At 64.1% G+C, this 12933-nt stretch carries 17 protein-coding genes; 7 read left to right on the top strand and 10 right to left on the bottom strand.

Features of this window, described 5'->3' with window-relative positions:
• Positions 1-13 precede the first annotated feature (13 nt).
• Positions 14-961 (top strand): fatty acid desaturase, encoded by a 948-nt coding sequence (locus IVA74_RS13290; protein ID WP_247344030.1) that lies wholly within the window; start codon positions 14-16, stop codon positions 959-961.
• Positions 962-1018: 57 nt separating this feature from the next.
• On the opposite strand, the gene IVA74_RS13285 is transcribed toward IVA74_RS13290, so the two are convergent.
• Positions 1019-1252, bottom strand: coding sequence for a hypothetical protein (locus IVA74_RS13285; protein ID WP_247344027.1), 234 nt, complete (start codon positions 1250-1252; stop codon positions 1019-1021).
• A gap of 138 nt (positions 1253-1390) precedes the next feature.
• Positions 1391-2371 (bottom strand): YafY family protein, encoded by a 981-nt coding sequence (locus IVA74_RS13280; protein WP_247344025.1) that lies wholly within the window; start codon positions 2369-2371, stop codon positions 1391-1393.
• An 83-nt stretch (positions 2372-2454) separates the two neighbouring features.
• Between IVA74_RS13280 and IVA74_RS13275 the strand changes: the two genes are divergently transcribed.
• Positions 2455-3102, top strand: coding sequence for a glutathione S-transferase family protein (locus tag IVA74_RS13275; protein WP_247344022.1), 648 nt, complete (start codon positions 2455-2457; stop codon positions 3100-3102).
• Between the two features lie 17 nt (positions 3103-3119).
• On the top strand, positions 3120-3554 hold the full coding sequence (locus tag IVA74_RS13270) for a DUF6157 family protein (RefSeq protein WP_247344020.1): 435 nt from the start codon (positions 3120-3122) through the stop codon (positions 3552-3554).
• Here the strand turns inward: IVA74_RS13270 and IVA74_RS13265 are convergent, their stop codons facing one another.
• The 4 genes from IVA74_RS13265 to IVA74_RS13250 form a co-directional block, all read right to left on the bottom strand.
• Positions 3555-4340 carry an enoyl-CoA hydratase/isomerase family protein gene (locus tag IVA74_RS13265; protein ID WP_247344018.1) on the bottom strand — a complete coding sequence of 262 codons (786 nt, stop codon included), beginning with the start codon at positions 4338-4340 and terminating at the stop codon, positions 3555-3557.
• A 12-nt stretch (positions 4341-4352) separates the two neighbouring features.
• A complete protein-coding gene (locus IVA74_RS13260; RefSeq protein ID WP_247344016.1) occupies positions 4353-5462 on the bottom strand; it encodes a cyclic nucleotide-gated ion channel in 1110 nt (369 codons plus the stop codon).
• A 110-nt stretch (positions 5463-5572) separates the two neighbouring features.
• On the bottom strand, positions 5573-5791 hold the full coding sequence (locus IVA74_RS13255) for a hypothetical protein (RefSeq protein ID WP_247344013.1): 219 nt from the start codon (positions 5789-5791) through the stop codon (positions 5573-5575).
• 262 nt (positions 5792-6053) lie between these two features.
• Positions 6054-7499 carry a TAXI family TRAP transporter solute-binding subunit gene (locus IVA74_RS13250; RefSeq protein WP_247344010.1) on the bottom strand — a complete coding sequence of 482 codons (1446 nt, stop codon included), beginning with the start codon at positions 7497-7499 and terminating at the stop codon, positions 6054-6056.
• A gap of 403 nt (positions 7500-7902) precedes the next feature.
• Between IVA74_RS13250 and IVA74_RS13245 the strand changes: the two genes are divergently transcribed.
• Positions 7903-8250, top strand: a complete 348-nt coding sequence (locus IVA74_RS13245) for a DUF3307 domain-containing protein (RefSeq protein ID WP_247344354.1) — start codon at positions 7903-7905, stop codon at positions 8248-8250.
• A 275-nt stretch (positions 8251-8525) separates the two neighbouring features.
• Positions 8526-8921, top strand: coding sequence for a hypothetical protein (locus IVA74_RS13240; RefSeq protein WP_247344007.1), 396 nt, complete (start codon positions 8526-8528; stop codon positions 8919-8921).
• Between the two features lie 54 nt (positions 8922-8975).
• Here the strand turns inward: IVA74_RS13240 and IVA74_RS13235 are convergent, their stop codons facing one another.
• Together IVA74_RS13235 and IVA74_RS13230 are read right to left on the bottom strand one after the other, a co-directional pair.
• Positions 8976-9299, bottom strand: a complete 324-nt coding sequence (locus tag IVA74_RS13235; RefSeq protein ID WP_247344004.1) for a YkgJ family cysteine cluster protein — start codon at positions 9297-9299, stop codon at positions 8976-8978.
• 5 nt (positions 9300-9304) lie between these two features.
• The gene (locus IVA74_RS13230; RefSeq protein WP_247344002.1) at positions 9305-10003 is read right to left on the bottom strand and encodes a YafY family protein; all 699 of its coding nucleotides are present in this window, start codon (positions 10001-10003) and stop codon (positions 9305-9307) included.
• A 112-nt stretch (positions 10004-10115) separates the two neighbouring features.
• Between IVA74_RS13230 and IVA74_RS13225 the strand changes: the two genes are divergently transcribed.
• Both IVA74_RS13225 and IVA74_RS13220 read left to right on the top strand, forming a co-directional pair.
• Positions 10116-10421 (top strand): hypothetical protein, encoded by a 306-nt coding sequence (locus tag IVA74_RS13225; protein WP_247343999.1) that lies wholly within the window; start codon positions 10116-10118, stop codon positions 10419-10421.
• Between the two features lie 38 nt (positions 10422-10459).
• The gene (locus IVA74_RS13220; RefSeq protein ID WP_247343996.1) at positions 10460-11188 is read left to right on the top strand and encodes a glutathione S-transferase family protein; all 729 of its coding nucleotides are present in this window, start codon (positions 10460-10462) and stop codon (positions 11186-11188) included.
• Positions 11189-11262: 74 nt separating this feature from the next.
• On the opposite strand, the gene IVA74_RS13215 is transcribed toward IVA74_RS13220, so the two are convergent.
• Both IVA74_RS13215 and IVA74_RS13210 read right to left on the bottom strand, forming a co-directional pair.
• Entirely contained in the window at positions 11263-12414 is a 1152-nt protein-coding gene (locus IVA74_RS13215) for an ABC transporter substrate-binding protein (protein ID WP_247343993.1), read from the bottom strand.
• Between the two features lie 90 nt (positions 12415-12504).
• Positions 12505-12924 (bottom strand): thioesterase family protein, encoded by a 420-nt coding sequence (locus tag IVA74_RS13210; RefSeq protein ID WP_247343991.1) that lies wholly within the window; start codon positions 12922-12924, stop codon positions 12505-12507.
• Between the last annotated feature and the right edge of the window lie 9 nt (positions 12925-12933).

The following is a 12933-nucleotide window of genomic DNA, read 5'->3' as shown; positions in this document are numbered from 1 at the left end:
CAGGCATCCGATCATGAGCGACGCAGCCGTTTCAGAGTCCGGCCATCGCCTGAAGCCGCTGTCACCGGCGATGCTGCGCGAATTGTCGTCGCGCTCCAATTTCCAGGGCGCAGCGCGCAGCCTCTGCCATTACGGCCTGATCACGCTGGTCGGCGCGCTGATATGGAAGGTTACCGCGACATACGGCGTCCTCTGGGCGCTCCCACTGGTGGTCGTGCAGGGCTATTTCGTCGCCTTCCTGTTCATGGCGGTGCATGAGACCGCGCACAAGACCGCGTTCAGAAGCCGCGGCCTCAACCTCGCGGTCGGCTATCTCTCAGGCTTCATCATCGGATTGCCTTACGAATATTACTGCCTGTTCCACTGGGACCATCACCGCTACACCCAGGATCCGGACAAGGATCCCGAGCTGGTCGTCGGCGTGAAGCCGAAGTCCGACACGCAGCTCGCGCTCGCCTATAGCGGCCTGCTTCAGGTCGTCGGCCGCGTTTGGCTGATGTTCGGCCATGCCGTCACCGGCAAGGTCGTCGTGCCCTGGATCCCCGAGAACAGGCGCGCCATCATCGTGACCGAGGCGCGTGCCTATGTCGCACTCTATGCGCTGCTGCTCGTGCTGTCGCTCTGGTTCTCGTCGGCACTGCTGCTCTGGGTCTGGATCGTTCCGCTGATGATCGGGCAACTCTTCCTGCGGCCGTATCTCTATGCCGAGCACACCGGCTGCGAGCGCACCCGCAGCGCTTTCCAGAATACCCGCACCACCTATACCGGCGCGATTGTCAAATGGTTCACGTGGAATATGCCCTATCACGTCGAGCACCACGCCTATCCCTCGATTCCCTTTCACGCGCTGCCGAAGCTGAACGGGATCGTCGACGGCGAAATCCTCTATCGTGGCCGCGGGTACATCAGAACGACGCGCGAGACCTGGGCCTGGTTTCGCCGGCAGCGGCAGGCCGGCTAGCGCAAACGCAAAGCTCCGGTCGCGCCGCGACCGGAGCTTTGTCGTGGAGGCGATCAATCAATAGGCGCCGTAGGCGCAGACATTCACCATGCGGACGCGCAGGCCGTGGCGGGTCTGGATGACGCGCTGCTGGTAGCAATTGTTGACGCCGGTGTTGACATAGATGCCGCCAAAGCCCCAGCCGGGACCCCAGTGATGATGGAAGCCATGGGCCGACGCGGCGGTCGGCGCGAGAGCGGCAACGCCGAGCGAGCCGGCAGCGATCAGACCAAGTGCAAGCTTACGAAACATTTTCATTCTCCAGTGTGGCGCAAGGGCCGATGTTGTGTCCCTGCATCTCGGTCGAGCCGAAACGCGAATGCGTTCATGCCGCGAGCGGAGAATCGTGTTTCAGGAGTGTTTCGTCGGTCGCGGCGGGCTACGCCGCCGTCATGTTTTCCGCGCCGCGCGATAGCGCGCAGCCATCGCCTGCGTCAGCTCCGCCATCTTCTCGCGCAGATCGGCCGGCTCCAGCACTTCGGCCTCGGGCCCGAGCCGCAACAATTCGGCCGCAGCGTGCCATGACGTCTTTCCGGTCGGCACTCTGGCAATGCGCCAGCCGTCTGCATCGGCGGTGTCTTCAAGCTGCGTACGCGCCCTGACGTAAGGCTGGCTCAGCGCGTCGAGCAGCTTGACGCCGAAGGGCGATAGCCGGACGACCGCGACATTGGGATGCATCTCGGCCTCGAGGCGCAGCGTTGCATCCCGCCAATAGGCCGCGAGATCGAAATCGGCGGGACGCTCGCAGTGATCGTCGAGCGCCGTGCAGTCGAGCACGCGCGCGACGCGATAGGTGCGCACGCTGCCGTCGACCAGACCTGCGAGATACCAGCTGCCACCCTTCAGCACGAGGCCGAGCGGCGCGACGCGGCGCTGCTTCTCGGCGCGCCAGCTCTGGTAGCGGATTTTTATCAGCGTCCCGCGCAGAGCCGCGCCGGCGATGGTGCGCAGATGCTTTGGCTCTTCCGCCTCGCCGAACCAGCCCGGCGCGTCGAGATGAAAGCGCTCCTGCATCCGGCTGGCATCCTCGCGCAAATTGGCGGGCAGCGCTGCCATCAGCTTGTTCTGCGCGGCGATCATCGCGGCATCGAGCCCGAGCGCCGCGGCCGGGCCCGGCAATCCGGTCAGGAACAGCGCTCCCGCCTCGCTCTGCGACAAGCCGTTCAGCCGCACGCGATAGCCGTCGAGGAGGCGATAGCCGCCCTCCGCGCCGCGGTCGGCATAAACGGGGACGCCGGAGGCCGAGAGCGCGTCGATGTCGCGATAGATCGTGCGCACCGAGACTTCGCAGGCCTCCGCGAGATCGGGCGCAGTGACCTGCCCCTTGGCCTGGAGCGTGGTGAGGATTGACAGCATCCGGCTCGCGCGCATGATCCCTTAAACCATACCTGACACAAGATGTCAGGTATGGTCCGCTACAAGGCCATCGCCAGCCGGCCAGATGGAGACCTGCCATGACCGATTCGAACCGCATCACGCTGTATTATTCGCCGCAAAGCCGCGCCACCGGCACGCGCGTGCTGCTGGAGGAGCTGGGGGCGCCCTACGATCTCCATCTCCTCAACATGAAGGCCGGCGAGCAGCGCAAGTCGGCCTATCTCGCCATCAATCCGCTCGGCAAGGTGCCGGCGATCGGCCACGGCGGGCAGCTCGTGACCGAGCAGGTCGCGATCACCATCTATCTCGCCGATCTGTTTCCGCAGGCAGGGCTCACGCCCGCGCTGAACGATCCGCTGCGCGGCCCTTATCTGCGCTGGATCGCCTACTACGGCGCTTCGTTCGAGCCGGCCCTGATCGACAAGTTCATGCAGCGCGAGCCGGCGCCGATCACGCAGTCGCCCTATGCCGATTATGACACCATGCTGGGTGCGCTCGAGGCGCAGCTGTCGAACGGGCCGTATCTGCTCGGCGAACGCATGACGGCCGCAGATGTCTTGTGGGGTGTCGCGTTCAGCTGGACCATGATGTTCGGCATCGTGCCGAAGAAGGACGTGTTCGTCCGCTATGCCGAACGCATGACCTCGCGGCCTGCGTTCCAGCGCATCACTGCGGCCGATGCCGAGATGGCGGCGCAGCATGCCGCGGCGGCTGCTGGGGGATGAGTGATCCAGGGTTGCGGATGACGACGCAGATGCACACGACCAACTGCTTCAACACCTTCATCCGGGTTGCCGAAGACTGTCTCGCGCGTACTGGCGAGGAGCCGCCGCTGCGCGCGGGAAAGCCGACGGTGGCGTGCCTGCAATATCTGATGATCGCCAAGGCACCCTATAAATACACGTCCGACGACGTGATCTTCGCGACGTCTGCGCCGGGACGCGAGCTCGCTGTGAAGGCGACGCAAACGGAGAAGCATGCGGCCCGTGAAGCGTTCTTCTCCCGGGGGCAGGCGTGCATGAGGGCGTCGAGCCTGGGCAAGCGCTTCGGCTGGGGCGTTCATGCCGATAGCGAGGGCCGGATCGCGATCTACGCCATCGACAGCAAACGCTACCAGGAGCTTGTCCGCGATCCCAAGCTCACGCAGGTGCGCGCGATGCGGTCGAAGCGGGCGTAATCAGAATTCTGGCGGTCGCTTCTCCGCGAACGCCTTGATGCCTTCCTTGATCTCGTCACCGCGCATGCTGTCGCGGTGGCGCTGATCGGCGGCTTGCTCATCCAATTCGCCGCGGGCGAATTCGTTGATCGCGCGCTTCATGCCGCGCATCGCCAGCGGCGCGTTGCCGGCAAGGATGCTGGCGAGCTTGTCGACCTCTTCATCCAAAAATTCCACCGCTACCATCGCGGTGAGATAGCCGATCCGCAGCATCTCCGGCGCGCTGATCTTCTGCGCGGTCAGGAACAGTCTTTTCGCATTGTCGAGGCCGAGCCGCGTCACGTAGCGTTTGATGCCGCTCCTGTAATAATGCAGCCCGAGCCGTGCCGCCGGCATGAACATCTCGGCGGTGTCGACGCCGATGCGGAAATCGCAGGCAAGCGCGAGGTCGGTCGAGCCGCCATAGACGCCGCCGTTGAGCCGGCAGATCGAGGGCACGCCGAGGTCCTCCAGCAGGTTGACGACCATCTCGAAGGCGGAGCCCGCGCTCTGCTGCTCGTTCGCGCTGACCGCGCGCTCGGCGACCGAGTTGAGATCATAGCCCGCGGAAAAGGCGCGCCCGGTGCCGGTCAGCACCAGCACGCGGATATCGGGATCGGCCTCGATCCGGTCGAACAATTTCACCAGCTCGCCGAGATCCTCGGCCTGGAGCCGGTTGAGATGTTTGGGCCGGTTGAGACGGATGGTGGCGCGTGCGCCCATGATTTCGAGCACGGGGCCAGAGGCCGCGTCGGTGATGTCCGACATTCTTGTCTCCTGTTATTTGTTTTCGAGCGCGCGGCGCTTTGCTTCCGTGTCGATGGTCTCGGCGAGATCTGGGTGCCGGGCCATCAGCACGCGAAAGTCGACGAGGTCGAGCACCAGGAGCCGCGACACCTTGGTGGTCGAGACGTTGGCGCCGCGCAAATTGTTGCCGAGCAGCGCCATCTCGCCGAAGAAGGCGCCGTCGCCGAGCTGCACCTTCTTGCCGGGCAGGTCGACCTCGACCTCGCCGGCGGCGATGAAATACATGCAGTCGCCCTGCGTACCCTTGCGGATGATCATGGTGCGCGCCGGCAGCTCCATGGTCCGCAGCATGTGGGTGACGTCGGCGATGGCCGCCGGTCCGAGCGCTGCGAAGAACGGTACCTTGCTGACGGATTCCCAGGTCTTGAGGAAATTGTCGCGCCGGGTCTCTGCGGCAAAGCCGGTGGCCAAAATACCGGTCCAGAGACCGAACACGCCGAGGCCGGAGATCATCACCAGCGCGGCCACCATGCGGCCAAGCGGCGTCACCGGCACGACGTCACCATAGCCGGTCGTCGTCAGAGTTGCGACAGCCCACCACAGCGCGGCCGGCACGCTGCCGAAAGTCTGGGGCTGCACGTCCCGCTCCAGGAAATATTCGGCGACCGAGGCCAGGAAGACCACCATCAGGAAAATCACGAGCACGCTGACCAGCGGCCCCGATTCCAGCACCAGCACGCGGCGGAGCTGCCGCAGGCCGGGAATGCCCGGCACCACCTTCAACACCCAGAGCACGCTGAGCAGCCACGCCGTCATCGGCTCGAGCCCGACAATCAGCGCGGCCGGCACGGCGAGAGCCCCGAGCGCGTCGACCAGCCCGGCGGAAGAGGACATGTAGAGTGCGAGGCGCCCCTGTCGCGCCATATGGCGCAGCCGGACCACCCATTCGAACACGAAGTAGACGAGGCAGGTCCAAAGCAGGGCATCGACCCAGCGATGCGCCGTCTCATAGGCCGGATTGACCGTCAGCAGCACCATGCCGAGCACGCCGACGCCGACCGCCACATAGGCTGCCCTGGTCATGTTGCGGCCGGCCGTGGCGGCCGCGAACTGGGCCAGAGCGGAGATCAGCGGCTTGGACATGCGGAAAGGCGGCTCGGTTTGTGCGTTGCGGTCCCGGCTGGAACCTCGGTGCCAAAGTGCCTGCCCGGGCCGAGGCCGTCAACGAGAGCGGCCTGCCGTTCCGCGAGCCGTTACCTGAAATGCGGCGGTTCGTCGTAGCCGCGACGGCTGCTGAAGAACAGCAGCACCATCAAGCCTACGCCGACAACAACGGAAAACCCGGCCCCCAGCGCCAGCGCCACATAGCCTTCTGTCGGGATCGGCTCGCCCCCGACCGTCATCGCGGAATAAGCGAAATAACCAACTGCCGTCAGCATTCCCAGCAGGAAGATGATGAGGAGTGCACGCATGCGCGGTCTCCGGTTGTATCCGGGAGGCAACGGTTGTGGACGGAGACGGTTCCCGGACCCCCGGTCGTGCGTAGGGGAATGACGTCTCAGCGGCCCCTGAGCGAGCGCCTCGTCCTTCGAGACGACCGCTTCGCGGCCTCCTCAGGATGAGGCTCAGCTGCATCCATCTGCGTTGAAATGTGCTGCCGCATACTCATCCTCGTCCTGAGGGCCCGCCGCAGGCGGGCGTCTCGAAGGATGGCCGCGGGCGAGCTTCCACAGGTCAGGCACTCTGAGCTGTCTTCACCACCACGATGTTGCTCTCGTCGTGCTGGGGAAGGGCCCCATCCTGAGTGGCCTTCTCGCCCTCGCCGGCATGGCGCTTGAGGTAATCGCGACGCATGCCGATCTCGTCGCGGACGAATTCGTAGCCGAGCTTGAAGGTGTCGAGTCCGTCGGTGCTGATCGTACCGTCCCGCAAGCCGATCACCGCGCCGCGCAAGATGCCTTCCAGCTCGTCCTGGAGACATTCGAGCTGGTCCAGCGAATGGGCGTGCTCGATCCGCTCGCCGATGTCGAGGATGGCGGTCGAGAGTTCGCTGGCCTTCTCCGGCGCGATCCGGGTGATCTTGGCGTAGATCGCGGCGAAGATCGAGCCGATGACGCTGAGCGCGGCAGCGCCCAGATACATCAGGTCGCTGTACTTATCCATGAACGATTTGGTGTCGTCGTTGATGTAGTCGGCTGCGCCTTGATGCGCCATCACGAAGGCGTCCTTCTCGACGGAGGCGGGCTCGATTCGGCTGGCAAAGCCGCTGTCGAGCCCGAGTGCGGACTTGTTCTCGTAGACGGTGCGCGCCAGCTCGCCCGCGGCGGCCGGCGACATCTTTGATTGCGTCACCAGCAGCCATTCGAGCCCGATCGTGTCGAGATCGTCGTCGGGAATTTCCGGCGATGCAGACAGCGTGCCCGCCGTCAGCGTCTCGCTGGAAATGCCGGGGATCTTGCGCGCCAGCGCCTTCGCCTCGTCAATCGCGTTCAGTGTGAAGCCGCCGCGCTTGGCGACCTGCTCATAGGCCTTGTCCCGCACCGCCTTCGAGGCGTGGACGATGGCGACGACCGCACCAAAGCCGCTTGCGGGGGCGAACAGCTTGTCGAGCGTTGCGCCCTGCGGCGCCATCTGGATCTTCGCCGCGTCCGGACCATCGGGAACGTCGAGGATGCCGCGGACGAAGGCGAGCGAGGCTACGTTGTCGGCGAGGACGGCGACCTTCTTCTTCTTCAACTCGGCGAGCGACTTTATCTTCTTGTTGCCGGGCCCGAGCAGCAGCACGAGATCGTGCTCGAGGATCGCGAGCGTGCGTGCCCGCAGCGGCACCTTGGCGTCGGTGCGCAGCACGGCGAGGTCGGCCTGCTTGCGGTCGAACTGGGCGATCGCCTTGGCGTTGTCGGCGTTGTTGACGATCTTGATCCGGAAGCGCGAGGTGTTGTTCTTCAGGACAGCGGCAAGCTTGGCCGCGAACAGCGCCTCGTCGCTGTTGGGGGCGCCGACGGCAAAGATCAGCGTCTCCGAATTGTGCACCAGCGCGCGGCCGCCCCAGACGGTGGCAAGCGACAACAGCAGGGTCAGCACGACGTAGAGGAAGACCTGCTGCTGATTGGTCTTGATCACCTTGGGTCGCCGGGGCGGTGGCTCGATCGGCGACGAGGTAGGGCCCTCAGTACTCATGGCAGCACTCTGGCCTTATTCTTCCAACGGCGGCCGGCTCGCGGAAGTGGATCGCTGCGGACGCCCCGTAATTCGTAAACGTCTGAAAAAGGAACGATATTCTACTGACAATGATAGCGCGCAGGTCGCGGAAAGCAAATTTCGAGCCGAAGGTAACCTTACTCAACTCGGCCGCGGCCATTGGTCATCCTATCACCAGTTTGCCACAGTTGGCGATTTTCCGGTTCCCCCGGCTGCATTCCGCCGCGGGAAATGTCATAAATCGCAAGTCCCGGCGAATTGACCGGTCCAGGAAGAGGTTGCGCTGCACGCTCCAATTCTTCTTCTCACGTCAATGAGGGCGTCAGCTTTGTCGTTTCCATCCCTGTCATCGGCGGTTCCGGTCGAAGCGCTCATTGGCTGGATGTTGCTGCTCACCTTCAAGCACATCATCGCCGATTTCGTTCTGCAGACCGCCTGGATGGCGCAAGGCAAGGACCAGAAGCACGGCTGGGCCCTGCCGCTCCTGGTGCATTGCCTGATTCACCTTGCGGTTGCGCTGCCGCTGATCCTGATCGTGGCGCCGAAATTCTGGTTTGTGGCGTTGATCGACTTCGTGATCCACATCACGATCGACCGCGCCAAGGGCCTCGTCTCGGCCAATTTCGGTGTCGACCTTGCGCATCCCTGGTTCTGGACCCTGATCGGTGTCGACCAGGCCCTGCACCATTTGACCGGCTTCGGCCTGTCGATCTTCATGGCGGCGAACTGAGGCCGGCGGCCCTCTGGAGTGGCTGTCGGGCCTGCATGGTTCGAGACGGCGCTTCGCGCCTCCTCATCATGAGGGGTGAGAATCTTTCAGCAGAAACCGGCCTCATCCTGAGGACCCGCCGGAGGCGGGCGTCTCGAAGGATGTCCACGGAGAAAACCCTTTCCGGCCCTCTGATACGCGGTCAGGGCGCAAGGACCCCGGGTGACTACCGGGCAGCGTGGTTAACCTTTCATTAGAGAATTGCACTGCATCTTCCCCCACGAGGGAGAACTGCAATGTTTTCAAGCCGCGACGCCTTTGAAAGCGATTTCTGCCCGGTCCGCGACGAACTCCTTGGCGAGATGTATCGCGCCAATGCGAGCGGTCTGCCGAGGCTGGTTGAGACTGTTACCCCTGAGGTCCGCGCCATGCTGGCGTTGTTCTGCTATCGCCGCAGCCATCTGCATTCGCTGGCAGTCGCGATCGCAGGCAGCTGCAACGAGCGCGACCTGATCGAGAGCGGCGGCCGCGTCGGCTCGACGCTCTACGCGCTGGCGCGCGAAGGCGCGGCGAAATCCTCGCCGTCGTCGGGTGGCCGCAAGCCGATCACGCTGTCGACCAAGCCGCTCTCGGTGCTCGCACCGCTGGACGATGAGATCGACGACGAGATCAGCGAAGCCGTTCCGGCCTAAGCCTCATTTGCTGGCGCATGATCTTGACGGACAACCGCTGCACACTTTTCCGGATCATGCGTTTGCGATAATCGGCAGCCCGAATTTCCGCCGCGCCATCGCGCATTCGGCGTCGCCCGGCATGCATGTGCGGCAGACCTCCGGCCGCACCTGGTAGATGCCGCATGCGGTCTGCTTTCCGATCTCTCCCTGCAACGCCGAACAGCGATCGCCCTCGCAGCGCATGCCGGACTGGCGGTCGTTGACCAGCGTTTCGGGAATCGCGGCAAGCTCCTCGTCGCTCTCGATCGAGAAGCGCGGCCAGTTCGCCGAATAGCCGCAGCAGGCGCCGCAACTCTGGCAGCAGTTCGACAGGTCGATGGGGGAGTTCTCGTCCATCGTCGTCACGTGTCCTTTGGCGGACCCCAGACCAGGCTCTGCCGCCATTTCGCGCGCAGCACGTCGCGCCGCTCCGGATATCTGTCCTCGAGATAGCTCGCATCCACCACGCGGTCGGTGCGGAAGCTGCGGAAGTCGCCGCGTAGCTCGCACCAAGCCGCGAGCAGGCGCACGGCTTCGAGATAGCCGACCGAAATCGGCCAGATCATGCGCTCGCTGGCGCGGCCCTGCTCGTCACGATAGCGCAGCATGATCTTCCTGCCTTCGTGGATCTGGGTGCGCGTGCGCACCATGTCCAGGCGGTCCGGCTCCCTGTTCCAGCTCGGCCGTGCGCGGCTTGCCGGCTCCAGCACAAAGGGACGCAGGCGCTCAGGGACGGTGTCCGCGATCTTGGCCATCAAATCTTCAGCCGCGCGCGCCAGCGCGGGATCGGCATGGCCGGCGACCCATTGCGCGCCCAGCACCGCCGCCTCGATCTCCTCGGGTGTCAGCATCAAAGGCGGGAGGTCAAAACCCTTTTCCAGGATGTAGCCCATGCCGGCTTCTCCGCGGATCGGCACGCGCTGGCCGATCAGCGTCGCGATATCGCGATAGATCGTGCGCTTCGATGTCTCGAGCTCGGACGCGATGGCGTCCGCAGTCAGCGGCTTACGCGTGCGCCTCAGCACCTGGATGATTTGAAACAGCCGGTCGGCGCGTCTCATGAGGGGTCTCTTGTGCTTGTTTTTTCAGAAGGCGGCGCGCGGCTGCTGACAGGATGTTGGCAGCAGGGGAGTTCTATACCGGGACAACGCGTCGACTGAAGAGGATTTGTCCATGATCATTCCAACCCATTTCGGCCCGGCCGCTGCGCTGTGGCGGACCCAGCCTTCGCAGGCCCGGCCCTGGAGAGTCCAGCCTTGGCAAATCCGAGCCTGGTACGCATGGGCGTCCAGCCGCCTTGTATCGCTTGATCTCATGGTCATCGATCTCCGCCTTGCGCTCGCGACCGTGGTGGCTCGCTCGTTGGTCCAGGCTGCGGACGCGCTGGTCCGTCATGTCATGGCCCGCGCCTGGCGAGGAGCCCGTTTCGCCGAAGATATCACGGCTGCTGCCACCATGGTGGCAGCAGCCGGCGGTTAAGTTCCCTCAACTCTTTCGGTCGCTTCAGGAGAGCCTTCATGATCACGCTTTACGGCTTTGGCACCGGCTTCGGCCTGCCGGAAATCAGCCCCTTCGTCACCAAGACGGAGGTGCAGCTCAAGATGGCGGGACTGCCCTACCGGAAGGAGCGGGCGATGCCGCCCGCCTCTCCCAAGGGGCAGCTGCCTTTCATCGACGATGGCGGCGAGGCTGTGGCGGATTCCACCTTCATCCGCGCCCATATCGAGCGCCGCTATGGCTTCGATTTCGACGCCGGCCTGTCGCTTGCCGAGCGCGCACAGGCCTGGGCATTCGAGCGCATGATCGAGCATCACGTTTATTTTGCGCTCGTCGGGGCGCGCTGGGTCGATCCGGTCAACTTCGCCAAGGGGCCTGCGCATTTCTTCGACGGCGCGCCGGAGCACGCTCGCGAGAAGCTACGCGAGGACGCGCAATTCCGTGTCGCCGAGAACTATCTGCTCTCCGGCCTCGGCCGCCACGCGCCCGATGAGGACGTCGATCTCGCCGTGCGCTCGCTGTTTGCGCTCTCGGTGCAGCTCGGCGACAAGTCCTATCTGATGGGCAACAAGCCCAGCGGCGTCGATGCCACTGCCTTCGGCGCGCTGGCCGGCATCCTGACGCCGTTCTTCGAATCCGGACTGCGCCGTCGCGCCGAAGGATTTCCGAATCTCACCGCCTATGTCGACCGGATGATGGACAATTACTATCCGGAATTCGCCTGGACCCCGCTGCGTCAGGCGGCCTGAGGCCGCTCAAGGATCGCAAATGAAAAGAGCCGGCCCATTGGACCGGCTCTCGTTGTCTCGAAACTATCGTCGCGCTACTTCACCAGCGTGTACTTGCCGTTCTTCACCGTCAGCAGGATGCGCGAGCGGTCGTCGAGGCCGTAGCGGTCCTTTTCGGTGAAATTGTAGACGCCCTGGCTTGCAGCAATTTCCTTCTCCGACAGCAGTGCCTGGCGGATTGCTTCGCGGAATTCCGGCGTGCCGGGCTTGGCCGTCTTCAGCGCCGTCGGGATCACGCGCTTCAGGATCTCGAAAGCATCGTAGGAATGGCCGGCGAACTGGCTGCGGCTGTTCGGGCCGTACTTGCCTTCGTAGGCCGAGTTGAGCGCTAGGCCCGGCTTCTTGGTCGCGGCTTCATCCGGCTGATCTTCCGGGTCCATCACCGGGCCCGAAGCCATCAGCACGCCTTCCGCGGCCTTGCCCGCGATACGGATGAAATCCATGCTGGCCGCGCCGTGGGTCTGGTAGATCAGACCCTGATAGCCGCGCTCGCGCAGCTCGGTCTGCGGCAGTGCGGCCGCGGTGCCGGAGGCGCCGACCAGGATCGCGTCGGGATTGGCGGCGACGAGCTTCAGCACCTGTCCGGTCACCGAGGTGTCGGGCCGTGCAAAGCGCTCTTCGTCCGCAAGGGTCATGCCCATCGGCACGCCCTGGGCCTTGAAGTCGTTGAACCAGAGGTCGCCGTAGGAGTCGGAATAGCCGATATAGCCGACCGTCTTCACGCCCTTCGACTTCATATGCTGGTAGAGCACCTTGCCCATGATCGGAATCGGCTGCGGCATCGCCACGGACCACTTCATGCGCTCTGGTGTGATCGGGAAAGGTGCGAGGCCGAAATGCGGGATGCCGGCTTCGTTGGCGACGTTGGAGACCGCGATGGTCGGCGGCGTCAGCGCCGAGCCCATGATGATGTCGGCCTTGGATTCCGTGACGAAGCGGCGGGCGTTGGTGGTCGCGGTGGTGGGATCGCCGCCGTCGTCGAGCACGATCACCTTCAGCGGCACGCCGCCGATTTCCTTCGGCACGAACTCCAGCGCGTTGCGTTCGGGAATGCCCAGCGCCGCGCCCGGGCCGGTGGTGGTCGTGGTGATGCCGATGGTGATCTCGGTGGTCTGGGCCAGTGCGGGCAGGGCCGGCAGCGCAAGCGCGGCCGCGGTGACGGCAGCGGTCAGGTAAAAGCGTTTCATCTATTCCTCCCTTTATGTGTTTCTTTGAAAGCAGAAATCGGGGGGTAATTCAGCCCCCTCTTTGGGTGATGTGGCGATTTAGCTCCCGACCTAACTCCCCGTGAATTTGGCTAGCATTTCCGCAGGGAACGGTGCCGATTTCAGTTTGTCGGGGTTAACGGGGTCGCGGCCGACCAGGACGCGGGTCTCAAAACCCTCGATCGCCAACGCCTCGCCCTTGTAGACGCTGTGCTTCACCTCGAAGCTCGAGCGCTTGATGCTCTCGATCTTCGTTTCGATGGTGATCCAGTCGCCATAAGTGGATGGAATGTAGAACTTGGCGCGCGTGTCGACCATGGGAATACCCACCAGGCCGTATTTTTTGACCAAATCCTGCTTGGAGAAGCCGGCGACCTCGAACAGGGTCGACGTCGAATCGTCGAACATCGCGAAATAGCGCGGGTAATAGACGATGTTGGCGGGGTCGCAGTCGCCCCACTGGATCTGTACGTCGCGCCGGTTCACGAACATATGTCGCGC

The organism is Bradyrhizobium sp. 132, from assembly GCF_023074185.1.
GTDB lineage: Bacteria > Pseudomonadota > Alphaproteobacteria > Rhizobiales > Xanthobacteraceae > Bradyrhizobium.
Note: the sequence above shows the minus strand (reverse complement) of the source record. Positions and strands in the feature narration are given on the sequence as shown.